The organism is Pseudoalteromonas sp. AWH4_217 (genome assembly GCF_056161105.1).
In genome coordinates this window covers 61,761-85,112 of record NZ_JBSWYM010000001.1, presented here as the reverse complement: position 1 = coordinate 85,112, position 23,352 = coordinate 61,761, and the positions used below count along the sequence as shown (strand labels likewise).

General features: G+C 48.4%; 23 protein-coding genes. 13 read left to right on the top strand and 10 right to left on the bottom strand.

Translation table 11 applies throughout. From position 1 onward, the window contains the following. Window positions 1-21 precede the first annotated feature (21 nt). Complete coding sequence (gene asnC, locus ACXAH1_RS00385) at window positions 22-480, bottom strand: transcriptional regulator AsnC (RefSeq protein WP_010383506.1); 459 nt, start codon at window positions 478-480, stop codon at window positions 22-24. Window positions 481-659: 179 nt separating this feature from the next. Between asnC and asnA the strand changes: the two genes are divergently transcribed. Further along, a complete protein-coding gene (gene asnA, locus ACXAH1_RS00380) occupies window positions 660-1,655 on the top strand; it encodes an aspartate--ammonia ligase (protein ID WP_054014721.1) in 996 nt (331 codons plus the stop codon). A 42-nt stretch (window positions 1,656-1,697) separates the two neighbouring features. Here the strand turns inward: asnA and ACXAH1_RS00375 are convergent, their stop codons facing one another. From ACXAH1_RS00375 to ACXAH1_RS00350, 6 genes are all read right to left on the bottom strand, one after another. Further along, on the bottom strand, window positions 1,698-3,308 hold the full coding sequence (locus ACXAH1_RS00375; RefSeq protein ID WP_253046832.1) for a DUF342 domain-containing protein: 1,611 nt from the start codon (window positions 3,306-3,308) through the stop codon (window positions 1,698-1,700). A 229-nt stretch (window positions 3,309-3,537) separates the two neighbouring features. Then, window positions 3,538-3,930 (bottom strand): RidA family protein, encoded by a 393-nt coding sequence (locus tag ACXAH1_RS00370; RefSeq protein WP_010383501.1) that lies wholly within the window; start codon window positions 3,928-3,930, stop codon window positions 3,538-3,540. 10 nt (window positions 3,931-3,940) lie between these two features. Beyond that, complete coding sequence (gene spoT / locus ACXAH1_RS00365; RefSeq protein ID WP_253046835.1) at window positions 3,941-6,043, bottom strand: bifunctional GTP diphosphokinase/guanosine-3',5'-bis pyrophosphate 3'-pyrophosphohydrolase; 2,103 nt, start codon at window positions 6,041-6,043, stop codon at window positions 3,941-3,943. A 250-nt stretch (window positions 6,044-6,293) separates the two neighbouring features. Then, entirely contained in the window at window positions 6,294-6,569 is a 276-nt protein-coding gene (gene rpoZ / locus ACXAH1_RS00360) for a DNA-directed RNA polymerase subunit omega (RefSeq protein ID WP_054014719.1), read from the bottom strand. A gap of 163 nt (window positions 6,570-6,732) precedes the next feature. After that, on the bottom strand, window positions 6,733-7,356 hold the full coding sequence (gene gmk / locus ACXAH1_RS00355) for a guanylate kinase (protein WP_475192875.1): 624 nt from the start codon (window positions 7,354-7,356) through the stop codon (window positions 6,733-6,735). Window positions 7,357-7,466: 110 nt separating this feature from the next. After that, the gene (locus ACXAH1_RS00350; protein WP_475192874.1) at window positions 7,467-8,639 is read right to left on the bottom strand and encodes a MerR family transcriptional regulator; all 1,173 of its coding nucleotides are present in this window, start codon (window positions 8,637-8,639) and stop codon (window positions 7,467-7,469) included. A gap of 314 nt (window positions 8,640-8,953) precedes the next feature. Here ACXAH1_RS00350 and ACXAH1_RS00345 point away from each other — a divergent pair, with 314 nt between their 5' ends. The 4 genes from ACXAH1_RS00345 (at window position 8,954) to ACXAH1_RS00330 (ending at window position 11,869) form a co-directional block, all read left to right on the top strand. After that, a complete protein-coding gene (locus ACXAH1_RS00345) occupies window positions 8,954-9,253 on the top strand; it encodes a helix-turn-helix transcriptional regulator (RefSeq protein ID WP_138550669.1) in 300 nt (99 codons plus the stop codon). A 3-nt stretch (window positions 9,254-9,256) separates the two neighbouring features. Then, the gene (locus tag ACXAH1_RS00340) at window positions 9,257-9,793 is read left to right on the top strand and encodes a hypothetical protein (RefSeq protein ID WP_054014717.1); all 537 of its coding nucleotides are present in this window, start codon (window positions 9,257-9,259) and stop codon (window positions 9,791-9,793) included. Window positions 9,794-10,244: 451 nt separating this feature from the next. Further along, a complete protein-coding gene (locus ACXAH1_RS00335) occupies window positions 10,245-11,117 on the top strand; it encodes an ABC transporter ATP-binding protein (protein WP_475192872.1) in 873 nt (290 codons plus the stop codon). Further along, window positions 11,114-11,869, top strand: coding sequence for a hypothetical protein (locus tag ACXAH1_RS00330; protein WP_475192869.1), 756 nt, complete (start codon window positions 11,114-11,116; stop codon window positions 11,867-11,869). The genes ACXAH1_RS00335 and ACXAH1_RS00330 overlap by 4 nt, the downstream gene beginning before the upstream one ends. Before the next feature lie 183 nt (window positions 11,870-12,052). On the opposite strand, the gene ACXAH1_RS00325 is transcribed toward ACXAH1_RS00330, so the two are convergent. Further along, entirely contained in the window at window positions 12,053-12,655 is a 603-nt protein-coding gene (locus ACXAH1_RS00325) for a DUF4377 domain-containing protein (RefSeq protein WP_475192868.1), read from the bottom strand. A 116-nt stretch (window positions 12,656-12,771) separates the two neighbouring features. On the opposite strand from ACXAH1_RS00325, the gene ACXAH1_RS00320 reads away from it, so the two are divergent. Continuing rightward, the gene (locus tag ACXAH1_RS00320; RefSeq protein WP_475192865.1) at window positions 12,772-14,109 is read left to right on the top strand and encodes a HEAT repeat domain-containing protein; all 1,338 of its coding nucleotides are present in this window, start codon (window positions 12,772-12,774) and stop codon (window positions 14,107-14,109) included. Between the two features lie 116 nt (window positions 14,110-14,225). Here the strand turns inward: ACXAH1_RS00320 and ACXAH1_RS00315 are convergent, their stop codons facing one another. Next, window positions 14,226-15,086: a YicC/YloC family endoribonuclease gene (locus ACXAH1_RS00315; RefSeq protein ID WP_130244905.1), complete on the bottom strand. Its 861-nt coding sequence runs from the start codon at window positions 15,084-15,086 to the stop codon at window positions 14,226-14,228. A gap of 225 nt (window positions 15,087-15,311) precedes the next feature. On the opposite strand from ACXAH1_RS00315, the gene rph reads away from it, so the two are divergent. The 7 genes from rph to trmB all read left to right on the top strand — a co-directional run bounded on the left by rph (window position 15,312) and on the right by trmB (window position 21,399). Beyond that, window positions 15,312-16,025 carry a ribonuclease PH gene (gene rph, locus ACXAH1_RS00310; protein ID WP_010383487.1) on the top strand — a complete coding sequence of 238 codons (714 nt, stop codon included), beginning with the start codon at window positions 15,312-15,314 and terminating at the stop codon, window positions 16,023-16,025. A 25-nt stretch (window positions 16,026-16,050) separates the two neighbouring features. Beyond that, entirely contained in the window at window positions 16,051-16,695 is a 645-nt protein-coding gene (gene pyrE / locus ACXAH1_RS00305; RefSeq protein WP_253046851.1) for an orotate phosphoribosyltransferase, read from the top strand. Between the two features lie 192 nt (window positions 16,696-16,887). Next, the gene (gene mpl, locus ACXAH1_RS00300; RefSeq protein ID WP_475192863.1) at window positions 16,888-18,237 is read left to right on the top strand and encodes a UDP-N-acetylmuramate:L-alanyl-gamma-D-glutamyl-meso-diaminopimelate ligase; all 1,350 of its coding nucleotides are present in this window, start codon (window positions 16,888-16,890) and stop codon (window positions 18,235-18,237) included. Window positions 18,238-18,241: 4 nt separating this feature from the next. Beyond that, complete coding sequence (locus tag ACXAH1_RS00295) at window positions 18,242-18,859, top strand: flavin prenyltransferase UbiX (protein ID WP_054014709.1); 618 nt, start codon at window positions 18,242-18,244, stop codon at window positions 18,857-18,859. A gap of 75 nt (window positions 18,860-18,934) precedes the next feature. Further along, on the top strand, window positions 18,935-19,855 hold the full coding sequence (locus ACXAH1_RS00290) for an ABC transporter ATP-binding protein (protein WP_054014708.1): 921 nt from the start codon (window positions 18,935-18,937) through the stop codon (window positions 19,853-19,855). A gap of 2 nt (window positions 19,856-19,857) precedes the next feature. After that, window positions 19,858-20,625: an ABC transporter permease gene (locus tag ACXAH1_RS00285; protein WP_475193290.1), complete on the top strand. Its 768-nt coding sequence runs from the start codon at window positions 19,858-19,860 to the stop codon at window positions 20,623-20,625. Between the two features lie 108 nt (window positions 20,626-20,733). After that, window positions 20,734-21,399: a tRNA (guanine(46)-N(7))-methyltransferase TrmB gene (gene trmB / locus ACXAH1_RS00280; RefSeq protein ID WP_138550657.1), complete on the top strand. Its 666-nt coding sequence runs from the start codon at window positions 20,734-20,736 to the stop codon at window positions 21,397-21,399. A gap of 44 nt (window positions 21,400-21,443) precedes the next feature. Here the strand turns inward: trmB and ACXAH1_RS00275 are convergent, their stop codons facing one another. Next, window positions 21,444-23,342: an EAL domain-containing protein gene (locus ACXAH1_RS00275; protein WP_475192860.1), complete on the bottom strand. Its 1,899-nt coding sequence runs from the start codon at window positions 23,340-23,342 to the stop codon at window positions 21,444-21,446. Between the last annotated feature and the right edge of the window lie 10 nt (window positions 23,343-23,352).

Genomic DNA, 23,352 nt, shown 5'->3' with positions numbered 1-23,352 from the left:
ATTATAACAAAAAGCGCCTCTCTAAGGCATTACTTCACGCATTATTGGTGCCTGCAAGGAGATCAGGGTCTCGGTTGACTGGATCGCCTCAATGGTCTGGATCTTGTTGATCAGTACATCCTGCAGATGGTCAATAGAACGTGCCATCACCTTGATAAAAATGCTGTAATTACCCGTGGTGTAATAGGCTTCAACAACTTCTTCAAACCCTTCCAATTGTTCAATGGTGGCCGGGTAATCCCGGGCATGTTTAAGGTTTACGCCAATAAAACAGCAGACATCATAGCCCAGCTGTTTGGCATCTATGCTGACCCGGGTGCCGACGATAATACCGGCTTGCTTCATCTTTTCGACCCGCACATGAATGGTCCCTGCACTGACGGCAAAGCGTTTGGCCAGTTCAGCATAGGGGGTTCTGGCATTGTCCATTAAGGCATGAAGGATAGAACGGTCGAGATTATCGATTTGATAATTTTCCATGGATATTTTGCACGCTAATTATTGATTCAATAATTATTAAAGCGAATTTTTAACGAAAAAAATAGTGTAAAGGTGTTTTTGTTATGGAGTATTGAATCTTTACTCATTTTTGTTGAGGATAGATTTAACGCAGCAAGCCTGCACCGTTATTCAACACCATTGGGAATGAGGAAACCGATATGTTGCAACAGTATCTGCAAACACAACAGCAAATAGCTCGTGCAAAAGCACTTTTTTCACAACAACTGACTGACAAGCTAGGCCTGATTGAAGTCCAGGCACCTATCCTGGCAAAAGTAGGTGACGGGATTCAGGACAACCTCAGCGGCACCGAAAAAGCCGTTAAGGTGAAGGTGAAAACGCTGAGTGACAGCGACTTTGAGGTCGTGCATTCACTGGCAAAGTGGAAGCGTAAAACACTTGGCGATTATGGCTTTGGCGCAGGGCAGGGACTCTATACGCATATGAAGGCGTTACGTCCGGACGAAGACAAGCTGTCACCCATCCATTCTGTGTACGTTGATCAGTGGGACTGGGAACAGGTGATCTGCGCGCAGTCAGAGCGCTCTTTGGATAAACTCAAAGAAACGGTACAGACCCTGTACAGCGCAATTCGCGAAACTGAGCAGCAACTGGCGTCTGACTACGGGCTGACCCCATTTTTACCGCAGCACATCACTTTTGTACATAGTGAAGAGCTGCGCCGTATGTATCCGGATTTTACGCCCAAGCAAAGAGAAAAAGCGATTGCTCAGGAGTATGGCGCGGTATTTCTGATTGGTATTGGCGGCGAACTGGGGGATGGCAAAATACATGATGTCAGAGCGCCGGACTACGACGATTGGTCGACGCCTACCTGCGAGCAATATCAGGGACTCAACGGAGATATCCTGGTCTGGAACCCGGTTCTTGAGGATGCCTTTGAAATTTCGTCCATGGGGATCCGGGTGTGTCCGGATAGCCTGCAACGTCAGCTCAGTCTGACTCAGGATGAACAAAGGCTAGAGCAGGACTGGCATCAGAGCCTGCTGGCCGGCGCACTGCCACAGACTATAGGCGGGGGGATTGGTCAGTCTCGTTTGGTCATGCTGTTACTGCAAAAGCAACATATTGGTCAGGTCCAGGTTGGTGTGTGGCCTGAGCAAATTAAAACTGAAGTTTCTGGGTTACTTTAGACGCGATGGCAACACACAGTAAGGGAGCCCGGTTGGGCTCCCTTACATCTTAAATTCAATTTCTATTTTTCCTTCGAGCAACCTGGCGCTGCAGGGAGGATAACTGCGGTTGGTTTTATAAACCTTATCGAAAATATGGATCTCGACGCCAGAGTGCAACGAGGTATTAACCACCAGCTGAGTGTTGTCGAGCAAGTCGTGCAAGGTATGATCTAATTCAGACAGCTGATGCTCCAGTGCTTCGGCTTGTTTGCAATAATGTTCCTGGGTTGCCCCTATCTTAGCCAGCAAGGTTTTTTTCTTTTCGGCGTCTTTAACATGATCGGCTTTTTCGACCGCTTTTTGCAGATTGTTGATCTGCTCATCAGTCTGACTTAATTCTTTCAGGCACAGATCGGTTCGCTCGGTGATTTCCATGCCACTGCGCGCCAGGTAGATGGCCATGGTTGCCCCTGAGCTGCTGCCAACTTCGCCGGCCACCAGCATTTTTGCATCAAAAATGGTACCGCCGATCAGTTTGCCCTTGGGCGACTCATCCAGGCCAACCTGCAACAGGTTTGCAGCTTTGATATCACAGTGATTGCTTTGCTTTTGGATAAAGACATTGTGGCCTTCCAGATAGGTGTACTGACCGTGAGTGATCTGGACATCACCTTTGGCTATCAGGCGACAGGTGAGTCCCTGATCGTCGTTGCTGTGATCCAGATGACCTATGACCCCACCTTTGACTTCGATATTGCCATCTGAAATCAATTCGCCCGATTCTACAGTGCCCATAACAGTAATATCGCCATGGGCCTTGATCTTCATCCCCGGCTCCACATTGCGGGTGACCAGCACGCTGCCACTGAACTCAATATGGCCGCTACGTACATTGACATCGGCTATGGTAAAGATGTCGTCTACCCGCATGCCATTTGGAACATCAGAGGGGCAACCCGCAATGGTGGCCACCAGTTGCAGCGGATTGGTAGGTGATATCTCCGTGCCCTCACCGGCAACAAGCTGAAAGGTGTCGCCAGGTTTTGGAGTAATACTTTCGCCTGTAACAGTAAAGCCCTCTTTACCAGGTGTTGCCGGACGCTGGGTAACCAGTAAGGTGCCAGGCGCAACACTGGCCAGGGCACCAAAATCTCGCATATCCACGGTGCCATCTTCACGTAACTTGGGCTGTTTCAGGCGTTCTTTCAATGTCTGAACATGGGGAATTAACTTAGCAGGGATACCATTTTCAGGTGGCCGGCCTTGTGCGACAACCCCGGTTACCTCAGTACCTGGCATGGATTCAAGCTGTTGCTTGAGTAAATTCTCGAGATAAACCTGTTTATAGCCCCGTGTTACGCCGATTTTGACGATGGCGCGTTTGGCATCCTCAAGGCTGATCATTTTACCACCCTGAGCAGTTGTCAGTTTGGCGATTGCCTGCATTTTATCTTCGCTGAGTGCCACTTCGATATGTGCATCTTTTTGCTGAGCCACAATCAGCTGAGCAGCGGGGGTATCTTGTTTAAAATAGGCTGCAATGGACTCGTGATCAATTGCGCAGTCCGCATAAGGTGAGCGTTCAAGTGCTTCAACCACAAACGCTGCACTGGGGGGCGACGCAGCTGCGACGTCCATCAATATATTGCCATTTTTTGCGAGTTTAAACACAGGCTTATCCTTATTGCTTATCACTTACTACGATAATGAGTACCTCAAATTGCCTTTGTAGACGGCCATAACAGAGTTAGGTCTTGCTATGTGCGTATGACCAGATTGCTAAATTAATAGTATGCGGTCAAGTGTTTAAGATCAAAGTTAAGGCTATGAAAAATCACCGGGCAGGTATGAAAAAGCCCGCATAAAGCGGGCTGAGTAGCAATACGAATACACTAAGGTATTAGTTGGTTGAAGGCAGCTCCATGATGCCGTCAATCTCAATTTGTACGCCTTTCGGTAACTCTTTGACACCAATGGCAGCACGCGCCGGGTAAGGCGTTTTAAAGTGCTGGCTCATGATCTCATTCACAGTGGCGAAGTTGCTCAGGTCGGTCAGGAAGATATTTACCTTTACCATATCCTGCAGCTGGCCGCCTGCTTCTTCACATACGGCAGTCAGGTTTTTAAATACCTGCTGTGTTTGCTCCGCAAAGTCTTCAGAGATGACTTCCATTGTTTCAGGCACCAAAGGGATCTGCCCCGAAAGGTAAACCGCCGTACCGACTTTAACTGCCTGACTGTAGGTGCCGATTGCCGCCGGCGCCTGATCGGTTGAAATAATGGCTTTATTCATTGTCTTTCCTTTATCGCTTCCTGGTTACGCGTTGTACATCTGGCATTACCCGGATCCGGCGCATAATATTTGCAACGTGGATCCTGTCTTTAACGGTAACACCCAGGTCAATCACGTACAGGTTGCTCTCTTTTTCTTCGGTTGCAATCTCCACAATATTGGCTTGGGTACTTGCAACCACATTGGTTAATTTGGCCAACGCACCCTGGTGGTTGATGATCTCAACCCGCAGTGCTGCGATGTATTCTTTTTCGGGGTTATCTTCCCACTTTACCACAAAGTACTTGGCACGTTCATTTCGCCAGCCTTTGATGTTTTTACATTCCTGACGGTGGACCATCAGGCCCTTACCCTGGCTGACATACGCGGTAATATCATCACCTGGTACAGGTCGGCAGCACTTGGCATAAGTGACCAGCATGCCTTCTGTGCCGATAATTGGTGCCTTTGCTTGTTGTGCCAGGCTTTCAATAGCATCATCGGCTTGTAACAGGCGTTTTGCAACCAACATACTCATGATGTTGCCATTGCCAATTTCCACCAGTAGTTCCAGTACCGTATTGAGCGAGTGCTCTTCCAGTACCCGGTCTATCTGTTCGGTTGGAATGTCATCCAGCTTGTGCTCGCCCAGCGCGGAGTCAAGTAAGCGTCTTCCCAGCAGGATAGACTCTTCCTGATGCTGGCTCTTGAGGTAGTTACGTACGCCCAGGCGCGCTTTACCTGTTACGATAAAGTTCAGCCAGGTGGCATTGGGGTGTGCGCCCGAGCTGGTAATGATCTCAACGGTCTGACCGGTATCCAGTGCTTTACTCAGCGGGTACGGTTTGCGATTGACGCGTGCGCCCACACAGGTATTACCCACGTCGGTGTGTACCGCATAAGCGAAGTCGACGGCCGTTGCGCCCATTGGCAACTCAATAATACGCCCATCCGGCGTAAAGACATAAATCTCTTCCGGGAACAGTTCTGTCTTAACGTTTTCAACAAATTCAAACGACGAGCCGGCACTTTGTTGCAGCTCTAGCAGGCTCTGCATCCACTGTCTGGCACGTTGCTGTGCGGTGTGCCCCGAGCTGTCACCGGCTTTTTTATACATCCAGTGCGCAGCAACCCCTTTGTCGGCCATATGATCCATATCATGAGTACGAATTTGGATCTCCACCGGAATACCATGAGGCCCAACCAAAGAGGTATGCAACGACTGATAGCCATTGGTTTTGGGTACGGCAATATAGTCTTTAAAACGGGTTTCTATGGGCTTGTACAGGTTGTGTGCCACACCTAACACCCGATAGCAGGTATCTATGCTGTTGACGTTGATGCGAAAAGCATAAATATCCATCACTTCGTTGAACAGCAGCTCTTTGTTAAGCATTTTTTTGTAAATGCTGTACAAGTGCTTCTCGCGGCCACTGACTGAGGCGTCAATACCAGCTTCTTCCAGGCGTGATTCAATCTCAGACTGAATATTACTGATCACTTCCTTACGGTTACCGCGTGCTTTCGCAACTTCTGATTTAAGTGCTCTGTGACGCATAGGGTACAGCGCCGCAAAGCCCAAATCTTCAAGTTCATTCTTGATGTCATGGATACCCAGACGATTCGCAATCGGCGCAAAGATCTCCAGGGTCTCGCGGGCTATCCTGCGGCGTTTTTCCGGGCGCAGGAAGCCAAGCGTACGCATGTTATGGGTACGGTCAGCCAGTTTGATCAAGATAACCCGGATGTCCTGAGTCATGGCCATGATCATCTTGCGGTAGTTTTCGGCCTGAAACTCTTTTTTATCTTTAAAGTCGAGTTTGTCCAGTTTACTGACGCCGGCAACCAGCTCGGCCACTGTATCGCCGAAGATCTCGGCCAGGTCTTTTTGGCTGAAATCGGTGTCTTCGATGACATCATGCATCAATGCCGCCATCAGGGTTTCATGGTCCAGCTTCATACTGGCCAGGATCTGCGTGACTTCAACCGGGTGGGTAATATAAGGCTCGCCGCTGGAGCGGGTCTGCCCTTCATGCGCTTCGCGGGCAACCACGTAGGCTTTTTGCACCAGTTCCACGTCTTCGGGTGGCAGATACTCTGATATTTTTTTCTTTAAGCCTTCAAACAGATACATTCACACTCCAATGTTCCAGCGAAGTTATACCAATTACGCAATAGCATATCCTGAAGAAAGGCTATGACGTTTGATTGGTATTAATAATAAGTTAAGTACTGAATATACGATGAATTGACTTCGAAGCCAATCGACTAACAAATTTATTAGTCTAATAAAGAGGTGGCGACACACAGGCTGTTGGCCCGGGGCGCAGAAACAATAACGCCAGCTAAAAAGCTGGCGTTATCTTATAACAGGTCGCAGTGGATTAGCGATTGCCACCCACAATTGCAGCAACAGCAGCAAGCTCAGCAGCTTCCTGAGTTTGTTGCTCTTCGCGATCGATCATGTCCAGTGAGTCGCTGGTGACCATGCCTTTTTCGATCTCGCGCAATGCGATTACGGTTGGCTTGTCATTTTCAGCATCAACCATAGGGTCTTTACCACCGACTGCAATCTGACGAGCGCGACGCGCTGCAACAAGAATTAGGTCGAAACGGTTACCAATTTTATCTACTGCGTCTTCTACTGTTACGCGAGCCATCGAAGCACTCCAAAAAAATTCAATACATTTAGCAAAGGGCTAGTCTACTAAAAAGCACCGGATTCGCCAAGTATATGGTTAAAAAATATCGGGTCGTTACGGCTTTAAGGTTGTATTGGTCGGTCGCAGACCTAAACTCGATACAGCCAGCCACAGGGATCGCTTATTTTAGCAGTTCAGCGATCAGTGCCTGTTGGTTCTGTTGCTGTTTTTTCAGCTCCAGGCGTGCAGCCACCACAATATGCTCCAATTCGTTCAAAGCGGTATCAAAGTCATCATTGACCAGCAGGTAGTCAAACTCATTATAGTGAGAGCACTCAGATTTGGCCTGCTCCATCCGCGAGGCAATGACTTCCTGAGAATCTTGTCCGCGATTATTCAGACGCTCTTCCAGTGCCAGCTTTGAAGGTGGCAGAATAAAGATGGTTTTTACTTCAGGCATCAGCTCACGCACCTGACGCGCACCTTGCCAGTCAATGTCAAGGAATACATCGATACCTGCAGCCAGCTGTGCTTCGATTGCCTGCTTAGAGGTACCATAGTAGTTGTCGAATACCTGCGCCCACTCAAAAAAATCATTCTGATTGATTAAGGTTTTAAACTCATCGACAGACACAAAATGATAGTGCTCGCCATTATTCTCTCCCGGACGAGGTGCACGGGTTGTATGAGACACCGATACCCGGACCTTATCTTGTCTTTCCAGCAGGGCTTTAATCAAACTTGACTTTCCGGCACCGGAAGGCGCCGAAAGAATAAACAAATTACCGCGATTTTGATGTGGCATACGTCAGACCTATAGGGTTGCAATACAGCGATGTGGGCGTGCGCGCATCGCTGGTTGTCCAAAAGCGTTATTTTAAAGCCATATCGTTTAACTTACCAGCACCGAGGTGCTTAATCCGTGCGTTGCAGCACAAACATCTGATAGCCAAACTCGCCAAGATACTGCTCATAGATGGCAATTTCGCGGGCCATATCCAGCAGTGCTGCTGACTCAGGCTGGTGGCTGAGCTGCTTTTTGACTTCGGTTTTGAGCGGTTCATAATAGTCTGCCCAGGCTTGATGACTCAGTGTAAAGTGCGCTAACACCCGAAAGCCTGCCTGCTCAATTTGCACCAGACGCGCTGCAACGGCCTGCATATCCGGATATTCCTGTTGCCAGAAGGCGCTTGCTTGTTCTGAGGGCGTATCCTGTAACCACACCAGATCACTGACCATCAGGCAACCGGCCGGGCTCAGAAGCGGGCGCCAGGCATTCAGTGCCGCTTCAAAGCCCATGATATAAGCCGAGCTTTCGGCCCAGAGCAGATCAAAACTGCCGGGCGCAAAGGGCAGTGCGGTCATACTGGCGCACAGGGGCGTGACGCGCTTATCGAGTCCCTGTTGTTTTAGTCGCTGCGCCAGACTATCGATTGCCTGTGTTTCATTATCCACCGCCGTGATCTGTGCCTGAGTTTGTGTTGCCAGCAACTCAGTCGCAAAGCCTTTACCACAGCCGATGTCCAGCACGGTTTGAGGGGCAAAGGGAACATAGGTCAACGCTTTATGCGTATCGGTATTGCTGCCCGGTCCCCAGCGTTCCAACTGATGAAAGACCGCCATAAAGTCGGCCATATAAGAATCGTGTTCATTCATGTCTTTTGATAACCATTTTAAGTACAGGGCCTGCTGTTCATCAAACCCTTGTTGTTCAAGCCAGTGTCGGTGTGCATCGGGTGCCTGCTTATCGGCCTGTGCATGCCAGTCGCGCAGCGAGCCGTGCCCAAGCAGCGCCGATAACAAGGTATGCGCCTGTTGCTTGTGTGCTATCTCGGCATCCAGCTCAGCCAGCCTGTGGCTGAGCACCGTGCGGTCTAGCTTAGCTTCCAACGCCTGCTTGCACTCGCTCAGTGTCAGCCCTCCGGCCTGTAACTGTTGCAGCAGCCGCACCTTTTGCAGATCCTGCTCGCCATATAGTCGATAGCCATTACTGGCGCGACGGCCACAGAGCAGTCCGCGCTTTTCGTAATACAATAAAGTCGATCGCGACAAACCCAGCTGCGCTGCCAGTTCAGAAATTCGATACATCAAATCCGGCCTCTCCTGTCTGCCTGACTCTGTAAAACCCAGTCAGGTGTCAATGAATGAAAACGATAAACTATGAAGTTATAGACAGGTCAATGATTGAGAGCAAAAAAATTGGGAGGTTTAAAGTACCTATTTAAGCGTGTCTGTCTTCGCTTAAATGCAAGAAAATTACCTTGCAGCACATTCGTTGAATGAACTGATTAAGATCATAAAAGTATTCATAAAGAGCAGGTTGGGTGTTAATTGTGTTTCCAAAATGTTGCGTTTTGTAATTTTGCTTGCTAGTTTAGCGACAATAATAAATAGGGAGATGCATGCGCGTGAAGAACAGTCCTGACAAGCGCAATTACAAAGTGGAGAATTTCAGGCGCTATGTACAGCGCTCAATCCGCCAGTTAAGACATCACAGAGGCTGGTCTCAGCAAGAGCTGGCCAGGCGGCTTGGTGTCGACCAGGCCACCATCAGCAACTATGAATCCGGCAAAACCGATATGAGTTACGCCCAGATGTTCGAGCTATTTCTGGTTTTTGGTAAAGACCTGACTGGTGTACTGAACTTAACCGACCTTGAAGATCAAAGTCCTTCACCCGACGAAAAACCAGAAAAGGAGTAGGTTATGAAAGAAGTATACGCCATCATGGAATATGCCCCACTTGTAGCTATTTTGCTTGGGTTAGTCGTGAGTTGGAAAGTTGCCACAGCCCGTTGGTTTTTATTAGCTTACGGTTTCTTTGAAGTGCTTGATGTCGCCACTTTGCCAATCACTATGCAATGGAATACACACTATTACATTGCTGATGTAATGATCAATGCTATGTTCCTTCTGCCGATCATATTCAGACGTAGCCTTGCTTTGAGATTATATGCTCTGTCTGGTAGTCGTTATTTCAAGCGAGTTTACAAACTGCAGACGTTATCAGCACAGGAATGTGGGATTATATTGCTTCTCGGCTTAACTTGTGTGGTAAATGTTATAACGTGGTTTGAGGTTTTAGCTTACAAATACTACATACTCGATTCAGCGCCGTTCAAGCTTTATGTGCGAGATAATCTGATGTTGCTGTTTCATTTAATGATTAGTTTTGCTTTGTTTGCGTACTCAATGACGGCAAATTCCAGAGAGGAGTTTGTAGAGCGTGAAAAGGCTTATTAGTTAGCTAGTTACTAAAAAGTTAGGCGATATCTTTGGAGCATAACATTTATGAGTGTAATCGATGTCATTATGCAGAGGGTAAGCAATCCATCTAAATAACGACAAATGGAGGATGTCAGAAAGTATGAAGCAATTACAAATCGAAAGCCTGAAAAAAGTGTATGGCTCAGGGGTTGGTAGTCCTGATTTGCCAGACAGAGTTCAGGTAGCTCAGCCAGTTCCAAAAAAGAGCTGTGGCGGCTAAAGCCAGCTTAATTGCTAAAACAAAAAGCGCGTTCAGCGCTTTTTTTATGAAGATATACATAATCGTACCTGGACCTAAGATAAGTGCTGGACAATCATCTAATAACCTGTTTTATAGACCGTTTATGAACGATTAGAAATACTTTCAGCAGTAAGCTTAAAAGCTGGCTCGGCAGGCTTTGAACAAATACGCTGGGATGAGTGAAGTATGCTAACCATCACCAACTTATCTAAACATTTCGATAGTCATTGCGCGCTTAAGCAGGTTTCTTTTTCCGTAGAGCCGGGCACGGTATTAACCATTTTAGGCCCCAATGGCGCTGGCAAAACCACGTTGTTTAAAATACTAGCCGGCTTATCTCACGACTATCATGGCAGCATCTGTTTTGGCCCGGACAAAAAGTTGCAGGCGCATGATATCGGGTTTGTATTTGACTCCTCCAGGGCGTTTTACCCCAAATTGACGGCATTTGAAAACCTTCGCTACTTTGGCGTTTTAAAAGGGTTATCACGGCGGGTTGCAAAAGACACAGCGCAGCAACTTCTTTTGAAGTTTAACTTATCAGACAAAGCCCGGCAGCAGGTGCAACTGCTATCCAGAGGTATGCAACAGCGCCTCGCATTGTGCCTTTCCCTGATCTCCAGCCCTAAAGTTTTGTTGCTTGATGAGCCCACGTTAGGGCTGGATATTGAGAGTCAGAAAGAGTTTGAAGCATGTATTGAACAAGTCAAAGAGACAGGCACTATTGTCCTGATAGCGACACACCAGATGGATACGGCGCAGCGACTCGGTAATTATTCATTGCTGCTTAATAAAGGGGAAGTGGTACGCTTTTGCAAAACACAAACCTTACTGGCTAGCACTAGCGGTGAGCAGTACACCATTACAACGCAGCATACGCTTCCTGAGGTGCTCCCTATGCAGTGTGAGCGATTGTCTGAGCAGTCACTCAGGTTTGACACCGCTGTGAGCAGTCTTAATGATATGCTGACATTGCTCACGCGATTTAACATTGTCACCGTTGAAAGACATCAGGCCAGTCTGGAAGGGTTGATCCGCAGGGAGTTAAACTTATTATGAATTTTATGACTTTACTCGGGCTGGAGCTCCATCGAAAGTGGGTGACTTCAAAGCGATACCCGCTGAACTTTTATGCCAGTATTGTCTTTGCTGCTGTCATTCTCATCCTGGTTATTTCGGGCGCCTCTTATCTGTCTGGCGGGGCATTATCATTGCAGCGGATGGAATCTTTGGTATTGGGGTATTACCTGTGGACACTGACGGTTGGTATTTCATCTGCCGCCGCTGAAGAGATTGTTGAGGACGCCAAGCTAGGCACGCTGCCACATATTTTAACGTCAGCGACAACCTTATTTAGTGTATTGCTGGCACGCAAAGTGGTGCTGGTGCTGTATCAGTTGCTGGTTGTGGGTGTTGGGTTTGTATTTATCAATTGGTATTTTGACCTGCAAGTGCGCTTTCATCCGTTGATGCTGCTGGTCTTTTTGCAGGTAGTCGTTGCTGGGTTTGCGGTGTCTTACCTGTTAGGCGCCATCGCCCTGGTAAATAAGCAGATGAGTACCTTTGTAGCTTTTGTTCAGTTGCTCCTGCTCATGGTGTTTTTGGTGCCAATAGAAAGTGAGCTAAGCCTTTATATCCCTGTCAGTGGATCTATGTATTTACTCAGACCTTTGGCCAGTGGCATGCCTGTCGAAGCAAGCCAGATAGTGCTCGCAAGCCTGCCCAGTGTTATTTTATTTATGCTGAGTTCGCTGTTTTTCCACTTTATGTATAAACAGGCCAGGCGCCGGGATGTGGTCACTCAGCTGTAACGGATAAAGCCTGCGCAAAATAGCCCAAGTTTACTGGGCTTTTTGCTCTGCCAGACAGGCCTGCACATCTTCGTTTTGCACGCGCAATTAGATGTCCTCAACCGCACTGGTGACGTCAATGGAGTCAAAGTGGATCTCTGCGCTTAAAGTAATGTGGCATCGAATATGTAGATGCCACAGCGATTAATTCCAGTTGAGCAGAGCGATATTGGCGTTACCTTCGTAACGGAAGGTTAGATTGACTTTGGCACCTGTTTCTCGCATAGAATATAAATGGTCACAATCTACATATTCGGTGCAGCTGAAGGGTTTACCCAAGAAACGATAGCCTTGCTCTTTGTCATCATACTCCAGTGTATCTGGCTGTAAATTGACATCTGACAGAATATATTCAGTTCCAATACTATCCTCTTTTACCGAGCTAATGGCTTTGAGTTGCACCTTTTTGGTTGAAGCGTCGGCAGGCGCATTACTTACGTCAGACTCTGTCACCTCTAGCTGGTAATGGTGGCCCCATTGATATTCAAACCCTTCAATCAAGCCATAATGCAATGAATAGCTTTCCTCATCAGAGGGTTTGACCCTGAGGCATAGTTGTTGTGCCACTCCAGTACAATGTTGAGCGTAAGCATCAATGTTCCAAACTTGTGTTTTTGTTTCTGCACGTTCATTTGTATTCTGTACTGATGGTGCAGCGCTGGAGTCTGATGAGCCGCACCCCGCGAGATAAAGCACCGCCACACTGGAGATGAGAGCTTGCCTGCTGAGAAATGTTATTTTTGTCATGTCCATATTCCTTTTTATTTGACTGCATGATGATGTTAACTGTCCCCCGATTGTGTTTCAATTGGTGTCGACAGATTAATCGGGTATATTTAAAAAAAGGCACTAATGTGTATGACTTGCAGAAATTATTCAGTCAGTTGAAAAAACTAACCTTAAATAGAAATACTCAACCTGAGCAGGCAGCGACCATTGAAGAGCTCATTAAATTGAGTCAGGATTATGACGGTCACAAACGAGAAAACGCCGTTTTAAGGTTAGGTATGATGGGCGACCCGGTGGCTATTCCCTGTCTAATTATCCGAGTGAATGATTGGGTGCCTCAAGTTAGAGATGCGGCAGTAAAAGCGCTGAGCAAGTTGATGGTAGACGAAAATGTTGAGGCCTTTATTCAGTGCCTTCCTCAAGTATATCATCTACAGGACTGCCACAGAGCCAATCATCAAGATGTTATTCGGCAAGTTGAAACTTTGTTGTTAACAGAAAAAAACCTAAGCCATTTGTTGGCAGCTGTGCAAAGCGCAAACAGTTATGTGGCCAGGCTCTGCTTGAATTTAGTCATTGAACATCAGGTTGTTGATGCCCAAACACTGCTGCCTATGGCCTTTGCGAGTAAAGATGTCTTAGTCAGAGCTCATGCCTTTCGCTGGTCTGGCGTTCACTATCCGCAAGTGCTGGAGAAGTACTACCTAAGCTTATTAAATGATAAGTTTATGCCAATCCGAAGAGCCTCTTTAAGGCACCTACTAATGGCCACTTACAGTGCTCAGGTTGCTGAAAAAGGGCTAGTTGATCGCCATTCGTCTGTACGTGAGCTGGCTGTAAAGCACTGCCTGGAAAACGGTAATGATGTTGTGGCATTTTACAGGGAGCACCTTACTAAAGACTCAAGTACTAAGGCGGCTATCTGGGGGCTTGGCTATCTGAAGTGTGTTGATGCACTAGACAAAATAAAATGCTTTTATCAGCATGGCGCACCCTCTCTCAGAAAGCAGGCGCTAAACAGTTTATTGAAGTTAGACTCCCACAATAGTAAGGCTTATCTGTTGAACGGGCTAAAAGATCCCTCTCCTTCAGTATGTAAGGAGGCAACAAGACTGATTGTAAAAACACAGGTCTACCTGAATGCGAAAGCGTTGATGGATACCATTTGTGGCTCAGATCATTCGCATACCGCACGCGCATGTGTCGCGCTGTCTCATCAAATCAATAAGTGGGAAAGAGTGGTATTTTTACTGATGCTAATGTCAAACGAACAGGTCGTTTCTATATTTGATGAAGGTCAGGTTAAATCAGAGCTGGCGAATTGGGGGGATGACTATAACCGTTCATTTATCCAGCCTACGCAAGCGCAAATTTATGAGATCCGCGTGTTAATGGCGGGAGTGCCCACAACCAGGTTTAGTGAACATTTCCGCAGCTTTGCGCACGCCCTTAAAACTTTGGGCATTCATTAAAGAGTATACTAATCATTTTGTTATATCTGCACGAAGGGCGGCAGAGGAAATGAAACGCGGGAGTGTTGAACTAAAAAGCCCCAAAAGCAGGGGCTTTTAAACGAGTTTAGTTTACATCACTCAATATTCTGGATCTGCTCGCGCATTTGCTCAATCAGTACTTTTAATTCAACGGCGGCGTTGGTGATCTCGGTGTTGATGGACTTCGACGCTAGAGTGTTGGACTCGCGGTTGAACTCTTGCATCATAAAGTCCAGGCGTCGGCCACAGGCACCGCCTTTTTTCAGGATCTTATGGGTTTCTTTAACGTGTGACTTGAGGCGATCGAGCTCTTCTGCCACGTCCTGCTTTTGCGCCAGGTAGATAAGTTCCTGCTCCAGGCGGTTCTCGTCGATTTCGGCTTTCAGGTCTTCCAGCTTAGCGGTGAGTTTTTCACGCTGCCATTTAGCGACTTCCGGCATATGGCCTTCGACAATGGCTACCTGCTCCAGAATACTGTCCAGGCGGGTGGTGATCATGGTTTCCAGGTTGTTACCTTCACTGGCGCGTGCAGCTTTAAAATCTTCAACCAGGGCATCAAAGCCTTTTAGTAGTTCGCTGTTTACGGTGTCCAGATCTACTTCTTCGGCTTCCATTACGCCTGGCCAGCGCAGGATATCCGTTGGATTAATCTCGCCACCGCTGTGCGACTGCACCCATTTGGCGTTTTCAATTAGCTGTTTGCTCAGGGTTTCGTTGATCGACAGCTGACCTACGTGCGCCGGGTTGGCGGTGAACTTTAAAAATACTTCCACTTTACCGCGCTGTAAGTGTTTGCGCAGGCGCTCGCGAATAACCGGCTCCAGGCCACGGAATTGCTCCGGTGCGCGGATAAAGGTTTCAAGATAGCGTTGGTTTACGGAGCGGATCTCCCACACACCGGTGCCCCAGTCGCCCTTGATCTCTTTACGGGCATAAGCGGTCATACTATGGATCATATAAGTTCCTAATCTAATTTAAGGTTGTGGCGTGTCTGCATGTGGTGACCAAAGGGTCAGCGCTGTCGTTGCTGAACACACACATCGCCATGAACGAAACACCGCCATTATAGCTGAAACATCGGCCAGCTCTAGTGGCTGGGCGTGAATTATTCGCGATCCGCATGGCATAGCGCCTGGGAACCCTTTATAATATCGCGAAACTTTGATCATAGGGGAAGGTGGATGCGTCCAAGCGAAAGAACTGCAAATCAAATCAGACCGGTAACTTTTACACGTAACTATACCATGCATGCCGAGGGCTCGGTGCTGGTAGAGTTTGGCAACACTAAGGTGTTGTGTACTGCTACGGTTGAAGCGGGGGTACCGCGTTTTATGAAAGGCCAGGGCAAAGGCTGGATCACTGCAGAATACGGGATGCTTCCGCGTTCTACTCACACGCGCAATGGCCGTGAAGCGGCAAAAGGTAAGCAGGGCGGCCGTACTATGGAGATCCAACGTCTGATCGCGCGTGCATTGCGTGCCGCGGTTGATTTGAGCGCGCTGGGTGAAAACACCATTACTATCGACTGTGATGTCTTACAGGCCGACGGTGGTACACGTACTGCGTCTATCAGCGGCGCTTGTGTTGCATTGGTTGATGCACTGACACATATGCGTGCCAAGGGCATGATCAACGCGAATCCGCTGAAGTTTATGATTGCGGCTATTTCTGTGGGTGTTTACAACGGCGAAGCGATTACCGATCTGGAATACCTGGAAGACTCAGAAGCTGAGACCGACATGAACGTGATCATGACCGAAACCGGCAAACTGATTGAAGTACAGGGCACAGCCGAGGGCGAACCTTTCTCATTTGAAGAGCTGGATGAGCTGCTGGCACTGGCTAAGCATTCAATCCGTGAGATCATTGACCTGCAAAAACAGGCACTGGCATAAGTATTCGTAAATAAGAAGGTATCGTATGAAACAGTATCAAAAAGACTTTATTGAATTTGCTTTGCAAAAGCAGGTGCTTAAGTTTGGTGAATTTACGCTTAAATCTGGCCGTACCAGCCCTTATTTCTTCAATGCGGGCCTGTTTAACACCGGTCGCGACCTGGCGCGTTTAGGGCGTTTTTATGCCGCTGCACTGGAAGATGCCGGCATTGCCTACGATGTGCTGTTTGGCCCGGCGTATAAAGGAATCCCAATTGCGACTACCACTGCCGTGGCACTGGCAGATCACTACGACAAAGACGTCCCATACTGTTTTAACCGTAAAGAGAAAAAGCAGCACGGTGAAGGTGGCAACCTGGTAGGCTCTGAGCTGACTGGTCGTATCATGCTGGTGGATGATGTGATCACGGCGGGCACGGCTATTCGTGAATCGATGGAAATCATCGCTGCCAACGGTGCTGACCTGGCGGGTGTGCTGATTGCCCTGGATCGTCAGGAAAAAGGCAAAGGTGAGCTGTCTGCCATTCAGGAAGTTGAGCGCGACTTTAATACCGCTGTGGTATCTATCGTGAAACTGGCTGACTTAATTACTTACCTTGAGCAACAAGGTGATATGGCCGAGCACCTGGAAGCGGTTAAAGCGTATCGCGACCAGTACGGTGTTGCTTAATTAAGTAGACCGTTAAAATCGTATTTAAAAACCGGCTTGGGTGATGCACTTAAGCCGGTTTTTTCATGCCTGAAAAAGCGACTTTGTACCAGCTGCAAAAGTGTTTTGTGTGGTTCTGCTCACAAAACCAGCCAAGGTTCAGGCGAGTATGATAACCTAAGCGGGTTAGTCAGCTTATTAGTTAATAAAATCATGCATATTCACATTCTTGGGATCTGTGGCACCTTTATGGGTGGTATTGCGGCGATTGCGAAGTCGCTGGGCCACAAGGTGACGGGATCCGACCAAAACGTTTATCCACCTATGAGCACTCAGCTGGAGTCGCTTGGTATTGAATTAACCCAGGGCTATGATCCAGCCCAGCTGGACCCGGCACCCGATATGGTGGTGATTGGCAATGCCATGAGCCGCGGGAACGCCTGTGTGGAATATGTGCTTGAGCGCGGCTTGCCTTATACCTCAGGCCCCGAATGGCTAAAACATCATGTGCTGCAAAACAGCTGGGTACTGGCGGTGGCCGGTACCCATGGTAAAACCACCACCGCCAGTATGCTGGCCTGGTTGCTGGAATATGCAGGATTACGCCCGGGTTTTCTGATTGGTGGCATAGTGCAAAATTTTGGGGTGTCGGCGCGCACCAGTGATACCCCGTTTTTTGTCATTGAGGCCGATGAATACGACACAGCGTTTTTTGATAAGCGCAGTAAGTTTGTTCATTACCTGCCGCGCACCCTGATCATGAATAACCTGGAATTCGACCACGCCGATATTTTTGCCGATCTGGCCGCCATTCAGACCCAGTTTCACCATTTACTTCGTACTTTACCTGCGCAGGGTAAAGCAATTTACCCGGCAGCGGATAAACCCCTGTGCGAAGTGATAGACAAAGGCTTCTGGAGCCTGCAAGAAACCCTGGGTGGTGACTGGGATTATCGTCTGTGTAAAGCCGATGGCAGCCAGTTTGAGGTGTTACTGAACAACGAAAGTCAGGGCACGGTGAGCTGGCAGGCCATTGGTGAGCATAACGTGAAAAATGCCCTGATGGCCATTGCGGCTGCCCGTCATGTGGGGATTCCTGTGTCTGTCAGCATTGAGGCGCTTGGTGAATTTATCTCGCCCAAGCGACGCATGGAATTGCTGGGAGAGGTAAACGGTGTGTGTGTATATGACGATTTTGCACATCACCCCACGGCCATTGAAACCACTTTGGCTGGGTTACGCGCCAAAGTGGGCGATGCCCGTATCACCGCGATTCTGGAGCCTCGCTCCAACACCATGAAAATGGGTGTTCATCAGCAAACCCTGATGAGTTCACTGGCGACGGCCGATGAGGTGATGCTGTTTGAGCCGCCCAATTTGAGCTGGTCATTACAAGACGCTGCTAAGCAGGCAGGCTATGACTGTTATCACAACACAGATGACATCGTAGCGGCGGTGGCGGCCAAAGCAAAGCCGGGTGAGCATGTCTTGATCATGAGCAATGGTGGGTTTAATGGGATCCATACCGCAGTGTTAAGTGCACTGCGCGAAAAGAGGTCATAAAGTTATGTCACAATTTAAGTCAGCCATTACGCTGGCATTTAGCGGCGCATCGGGCGCACCTTACGGATTGCGTTTACTCGAAGTGCTGGTAGCGCTGGATTATCAGGTGTATGTGCTGATCTCCAGTGCGGCGCGAGTGGTGCTGGACACCGAATCTAACATCAAGTTATCTGGCAACGAAGACAAAGCCACAGCGCAGCTCAGTGAGCTCTATCAGGCCAGGGCAGGACAAATTCAGGTGTTTGGCAAAGACAACTGGTTCAGTCCGGTGGCGTCGGGCTCTGCGGCGCCGAAGAAAATGGTGGTCTGTCCGTGCAGCGCGGGCAGTGTGTCGGCCATTGCCATGGGCGCGTCCGATAACCTGTTAGAGCGCGCGGCAGATGTGGTGATCAAAGAGCGCGGTGAACTGATCCTGGTGCCCAGAGAAACACCGTTCAGTGCCATTCATCTGGAGAATATGCTCAAACTGAGCCGCTTAGGGGTCACTATTATGCCTGCGGCGCCCGGGTTTTATCACCAGCCACAAAGCATCGAGGAGCTCGTCGATTTTATGGTGGCGCGTATTTTAGACCACTTAGGTATCGAGCATCAGCTGGCGAAACGCTGGGGCTATGGTGATTGATGCCGCTCGGTTAAACAGCGTATCGGTACAAACAAGTGAAAGCAACAACATGGGGATGTGAGGAAAAACAATAAGATGACAAAGGCATTAAATATATCTGGCCTGCGTAAGGTCTACAGCAACGGCGTTGAAGCCGTGAAAGGGATAGATTTACAGGTGGAGCAGGGCGACTTTTTCGCGTTGCTGGGCCCAAATGGTGCGGGTAAGTCGACTACCATAGGGGTTATTTCATCTTTGGTGAACAAAACGGCGGGTCAGGTTGAAGTATTTGGCCACAGCATAGATACTGACCTGGAAGCAGCCAAATCTCACCTTGGCCTGGTGCCGCAGGAGTTCAACTTTAACCAGTTTGAAACCCTCAATCAGATTTTGGTCAATCAGGCCGGCTATTATGGTGTGCCGCGTGCGCTGGCCCACGAGCGTGCCGAAAAATACCTGAAGCAACTGGGCTTGCTGGATAAAAAAGACAAGCAGGCACGCACCTTATCGGGCGGTATGAAACGCCGGCTAATGATTGCCCGTGCGCTGATGCATGAGCCAAAGCTGTTGATTTTGGATGAACCCACTGCCGGGGTGGATATTGAACTGCGCCGCTCTATGTGGGACTTCCTGCGTGAGATCAACGCGCAGGGGATCACTATTATCCTGACCACCCATTACCTGGAAGAAGCTGAGCTGCTGTGTCGCAATATCGCCATTATCGATCAGGGCAAAATCGTTGAACACACGACCATTAAAGCCTTGCTGGCCAAGCTGGACAAAGAAACCTTTGTGCTGGACCTTAAAGCGCCCATCAACCCGGTAAAACTAGAGGGCTATGAGTATACGCTGACAGATGACCACACACTGGAAGTCGAAGTGGCTAAATCTCAGGGTCTGAACGGGGTATTTACCCAGCTCAATGAGCAGGGCAACACGGTGCTGAGTATGCGAAATAAGGCAAACCGTCTGGAAGAGTTGTTTGTCGGGTTACTGGAACAGGGGCGCAGCGAATGAAAATCTTAAACTACGGCGTAGCACTGAAAAGTATCTGGATCAAAGAGTGTATCCGTTTCTTGCGCATTTGGGTACAAACCCTGGTGCCACCGGCCATCACCATGACCTTGTACTTTGTGATATTTGGTTCTCTGATCGGCTCACGTATTGGTGAAATGGGTGGGTTTAGCTACATGGAATTCATTGTGCCGGGTCTTATTATGATGTCGGTGATCACCAACTCTTACTCCAATGTGGCATCAAGTTTCTATTCCACTAAGTTTCAGAAAAGCATTGAAGAATTGTTAGTGGCCCCAGTGCCTAACTACATTATCGTGCTGGGTTATATGGGCGGCGGCATGGCCCGTGGTATGCTGGTGGGTTTGATAGTTACTTTGGTTAGCCTGCTGTTTGTGGACATTCAAATTCACAATTTGGCGGTGATAGTACTGACAGTATTGCTGACCTCAGCCGTCTTTGCGCTGGGTGGTTTGATCAATGCGGTTTTCGCTAATAGCTTTGATGACATCAGCATCATTCCAACCTTTGTGCTGACGCCCCTCACTTATCTGGGCGGGGTGTTTTATTCCATCACTTTGTTGCCGGAGTTCTGGCAGGGCGTGTCTCAGATAAATCCGATCATCTACATGGTGAATGCCTTCCGCTATGGTTTTCTGGGCGTCTCTGATGTCGATATCACGCTGGCATTTGGTGTGTTAATTGGCTTTATCACCGTGCTGTTTGCGGTGGCATTGAATCTGATCAAGCGTGGTGTTGGTTTACGCCATTGATCTGAAAGGTGGCAGAGGCGACTCTGCCACACAACTGCTTACTAAATCAGGCGGACTGAGATAAAATACCCCCATTATATTTCAGACTATGAGCCACAATTCGCTGTTATGTCAGACGCAAACTCCAGAAGCATCACCAGTAATCAGGCCGGACTCCACGAAAAGTTAGACGAAGTGGTCCAGAAACACCTCAATACACCGTTCAAAAAGCCCATTGCGGCCCATACTCAACAGGCTTTTGAGCAGGTGAATGAAAAAGTGCAGGCATTCGATGGTCCCGTTATTCTGGACTCCTGTTGTGGTGTAGGCGAGAGTACGGCGAATCTGGCAAAGCGGCATCCGGATGCGTTAGTCATTGGTATCGACAAGTCGGAACATCGCCTTGAAAAGCACGATATTGAATACAAACAGACGGAGTCTGGTCAGTACATTCTGGTTCAGGCGGATCTGAACGACTTTTGGCGTTTGGCCTGTGAGGCCAGGTGGCAGCCAAGTCATCACTATTTGCTCTATCCCAACCCCTGGCCGAAAGCCAAACATCTGCAAAGACGCTGGCACGGGGCGGCGGTGTTCCCTTATATCGTTGAGCTGGGTGGCCGACTTGAGTTACGTAGTAACTGGTCAATTTACGTTGAAGAGTTTGCCCGCAGCCTGGAACTGGCTGGCAAAAAGGCTGAGGTCAGTGCCTATGAAAGCGACACTGCTATGACGCCGTTTGAGCGTAAATACTGGGCCAGCGGACAACAAAGTACCCGACTTATCGCGCAATTGTAATTTATACAGCCATGTCTCTATTTCCAGTGATGTGGCTGTCTAAATCAGGCGCTGGCCCGAATGTCTTTACCCATGTTACCAGGGGTGATATTGATGTGTGGCCCTGGCGTACCAATCAGGCTTCCCTCAACCAGCTTCACATTACAATCCAGTAGTTGTTCAAGCTGATGTTTGCTTTGTACGCCATCCACAAGCAAGGTGATTTGGCGTTCATGACACAGTTTGGCAATGTGCTCAATATATTCATGAAGCTGAGTATCTTCGCTCAGTTGTTCAATCACACTGGATGTCAGTTTTACGCTGTCTATGGTGAGTTTTAGTACTCTGCTGATGGTCAGTAAGCCACTGTTACTCGACGCCACCATGATATTCACGCCTTTGCTTTTCAGTACATTGATATACACCCGCATATCGGCAAAGTGCTCAATCACTTCTTGCTCTTCCAGCTCAAAGGTAATTTTGGCCGGTTGCGGGTAGCGCCGAAGCTGAGCAAAAATCAACTCCATCATTTGCGGATCGGCCAGATCCTGCCAGCCCAACTGCATGCTCCAGGCATGGTGCGATTTACGAAAATGTGCGGTGCACAACTCTAACATCACTTTGGTCAGTTGCGAGCTTAATCTGGAGTGGCGGATAACGTCTGAAAAGGAGTCAGGCCGTAAGATCAGACCCTGTTCAGTCAGCACCCTGGGTGTGCAGTGGTATTGTTCAACCACTTTACTCTGTGTGCCCATACGTGGCGTGAAGTAGGGAAGAATACGGTGCTGCTCAAACGCACTTTGCACCGTTTTTGCAATGGCAATATGCGACTCCTGAACGGTCTTTATCTGTGTTGGGTCCTGGCCATACAAGCATACGCGTTGCTGCTTTTGCTGCGCCTGACGACAGGCGATAAACGCATTTTCCAGTAACAGGCGTTTATTGCCACTGGCGATCCCTGCGGTGACCTGAATATATAAATGTGGATCCTGCAAGATGGGGGTAGTGGTCGGGAACTCATTAATCAGACTACTCAGATAATGCTCCCCTTTATTGGCATCACTGAGCAGCACCAGCTTGGCGGTCGCAAGGCGATAGACTTTAAATGGCACGGTAAACTCACTGAAGTGGGTCATCACTCTGCGCATGATCTCATCGCCAACATCGGTACCATAAAAGCTCACAATTTCTTCCAGCTCTTTAATTGCGATAATGGCCAGGCTCAGATGCTGATTTGGGTTTTTGGCCAGATCCTGCTCCAGAGCCAGGCGGTTCGGGAACCCGGTGCGCGCATCGGTAGTTAGCGTTTTTCTGAGTATTAATAAATACATACCGGCAACCAGCAAAGCAATTGCAAAGAAAAAACAAGCCGTAAATAAGGCTTCTTTAACACTTTTGGCCAGCTCAGTTTGAATATGCGAGGTTTTAATGTCTGCGCCGGTGAGATAGACCCGTCCGTCACGCGTTACATAAGGAATAAAAATGGTTTTAAAGTGCCCCCATTTGTCTTGTGAGACTTCGTATAAAGGCTGAGTTGAGCGAAAAGCGCTTTTATTTACCGCGGTGGCTTCTGCATACAAGTCCAGCTTTCGGGTGACTTTGTCCTGTAAAACATCATTCTGAGTATAACTGGAGGCGCTGAACCGTACAGAAGGGGCATCATAAATCATGGCATAGACATATTCGACACCCAGGTGCTGAGCCAGCTGTGACAGCTGGGCACTTTTATGGCGGTATTCTTCGTTGCTGACTTCATTGAGCCTGTCATGATAATCATCGCCCAGTATCAGCTGAGCACTGCGTGCGGCCATCAATAGCTTTTGATCTATGCTCTTAACTATGGTGGTGCGGGTCTGATGGTAGGTATAGAGCACGTACGCCGACAAAGACGCAACAAAAATCACAAAACCAATGACTATCCAGGTCAGAGATAGCGCCTTTAGGGCAAAATTCCGTTTATTCATGTCAGTTTCC

Coding starts and splice junctions, on each gene's coding strand:
- asnC (WP_010383506.1), bottom strand. CDS start 480: ATGGAAAATTATCAAATCGATAATCTCGACCGTTCTATCCTTCATGCC.
- asnA (WP_054014721.1), top strand. CDS start 660: ATGTTGCAACAGTATCTGCAAACACAACAGCAAATAGCTCGTGCAAAA.
- ACXAH1_RS00370 (WP_010383501.1), bottom strand. CDS start 3,930: ATGAATAAAGCCATTATTTCAACCGATCAGGCGCCGGCGGCAATCGGC.
- spoT (WP_253046835.1), bottom strand. CDS start 6,043: ATGTATCTGTTTGAAGGCTTAAAGAAAAAAATATCAGAGTATCTGCCA.
- rpoZ (WP_054014719.1), bottom strand. CDS start 6,569: ATGGCTCGCGTAACAGTAGAAGACGCAGTAGATAAAATTGGTAACCGT.
- gmk (WP_475192875.1), bottom strand. CDS start 7,356: ATGCCACATCAAAATCGCGGTAATTTGTTTATTCTTTCGGCGCCTTCC.
- ACXAH1_RS00350 (WP_475192874.1), bottom strand. CDS start 8,639: ATGTATCGAATTTCTGAACTGGCAGCGCAGCTGGGTTTGTCGCGATCG.
- ACXAH1_RS00345 (WP_138550669.1), top strand. CDS start 8,954: ATGCGCGTGAAGAACAGTCCTGACAAGCGCAATTACAAAGTGGAGAAT.
- ACXAH1_RS00340 (WP_054014717.1), top strand. CDS start 9,257: ATGAAAGAAGTATACGCCATCATGGAATATGCCCCACTTGTAGCTATT.
- ACXAH1_RS00335 (WP_475192872.1), top strand. CDS start 10,245: ATGCTAACCATCACCAACTTATCTAAACATTTCGATAGTCATTGCGCG.
- ACXAH1_RS00330 (WP_475192869.1), top strand. CDS start 11,114: ATGAATTTTATGACTTTACTCGGGCTGGAGCTCCATCGAAAGTGGGTG.
- ACXAH1_RS00325 (WP_475192868.1), bottom strand. CDS start 12,655: ATGACAAAAATAACATTTCTCAGCAGGCAAGCTCTCATCTCCAGTGTG.
- ACXAH1_RS00315 (WP_130244905.1), bottom strand. CDS start 15,086: ATGATCCATAGTATGACCGCTTATGCCCGTAAAGAGATCAAGGGCGAC.
- rph (WP_010383487.1), top strand. CDS start 15,312: ATGCGTCCAAGCGAAAGAACTGCAAATCAAATCAGACCGGTAACTTTT.
- pyrE (WP_253046851.1), top strand. CDS start 16,051: ATGAAACAGTATCAAAAAGACTTTATTGAATTTGCTTTGCAAAAGCAG.
- mpl (WP_475192863.1), top strand. CDS start 16,888: ATGCATATTCACATTCTTGGGATCTGTGGCACCTTTATGGGTGGTATT.
- ACXAH1_RS00295 (WP_054014709.1), top strand. CDS start 18,242: ATGTCACAATTTAAGTCAGCCATTACGCTGGCATTTAGCGGCGCATCG.
- ACXAH1_RS00290 (WP_054014708.1), top strand. CDS start 18,935: ATGACAAAGGCATTAAATATATCTGGCCTGCGTAAGGTCTACAGCAAC.
- trmB (WP_138550657.1), top strand. CDS start 20,734: ATGTCAGACGCAAACTCCAGAAGCATCACCAGTAATCAGGCCGGACTC.
- ACXAH1_RS00275 (WP_475192860.1), bottom strand. CDS start 23,342: ATGAATAAACGGAATTTTGCCCTAAAGGCGCTATCTCTGACCTGGATA.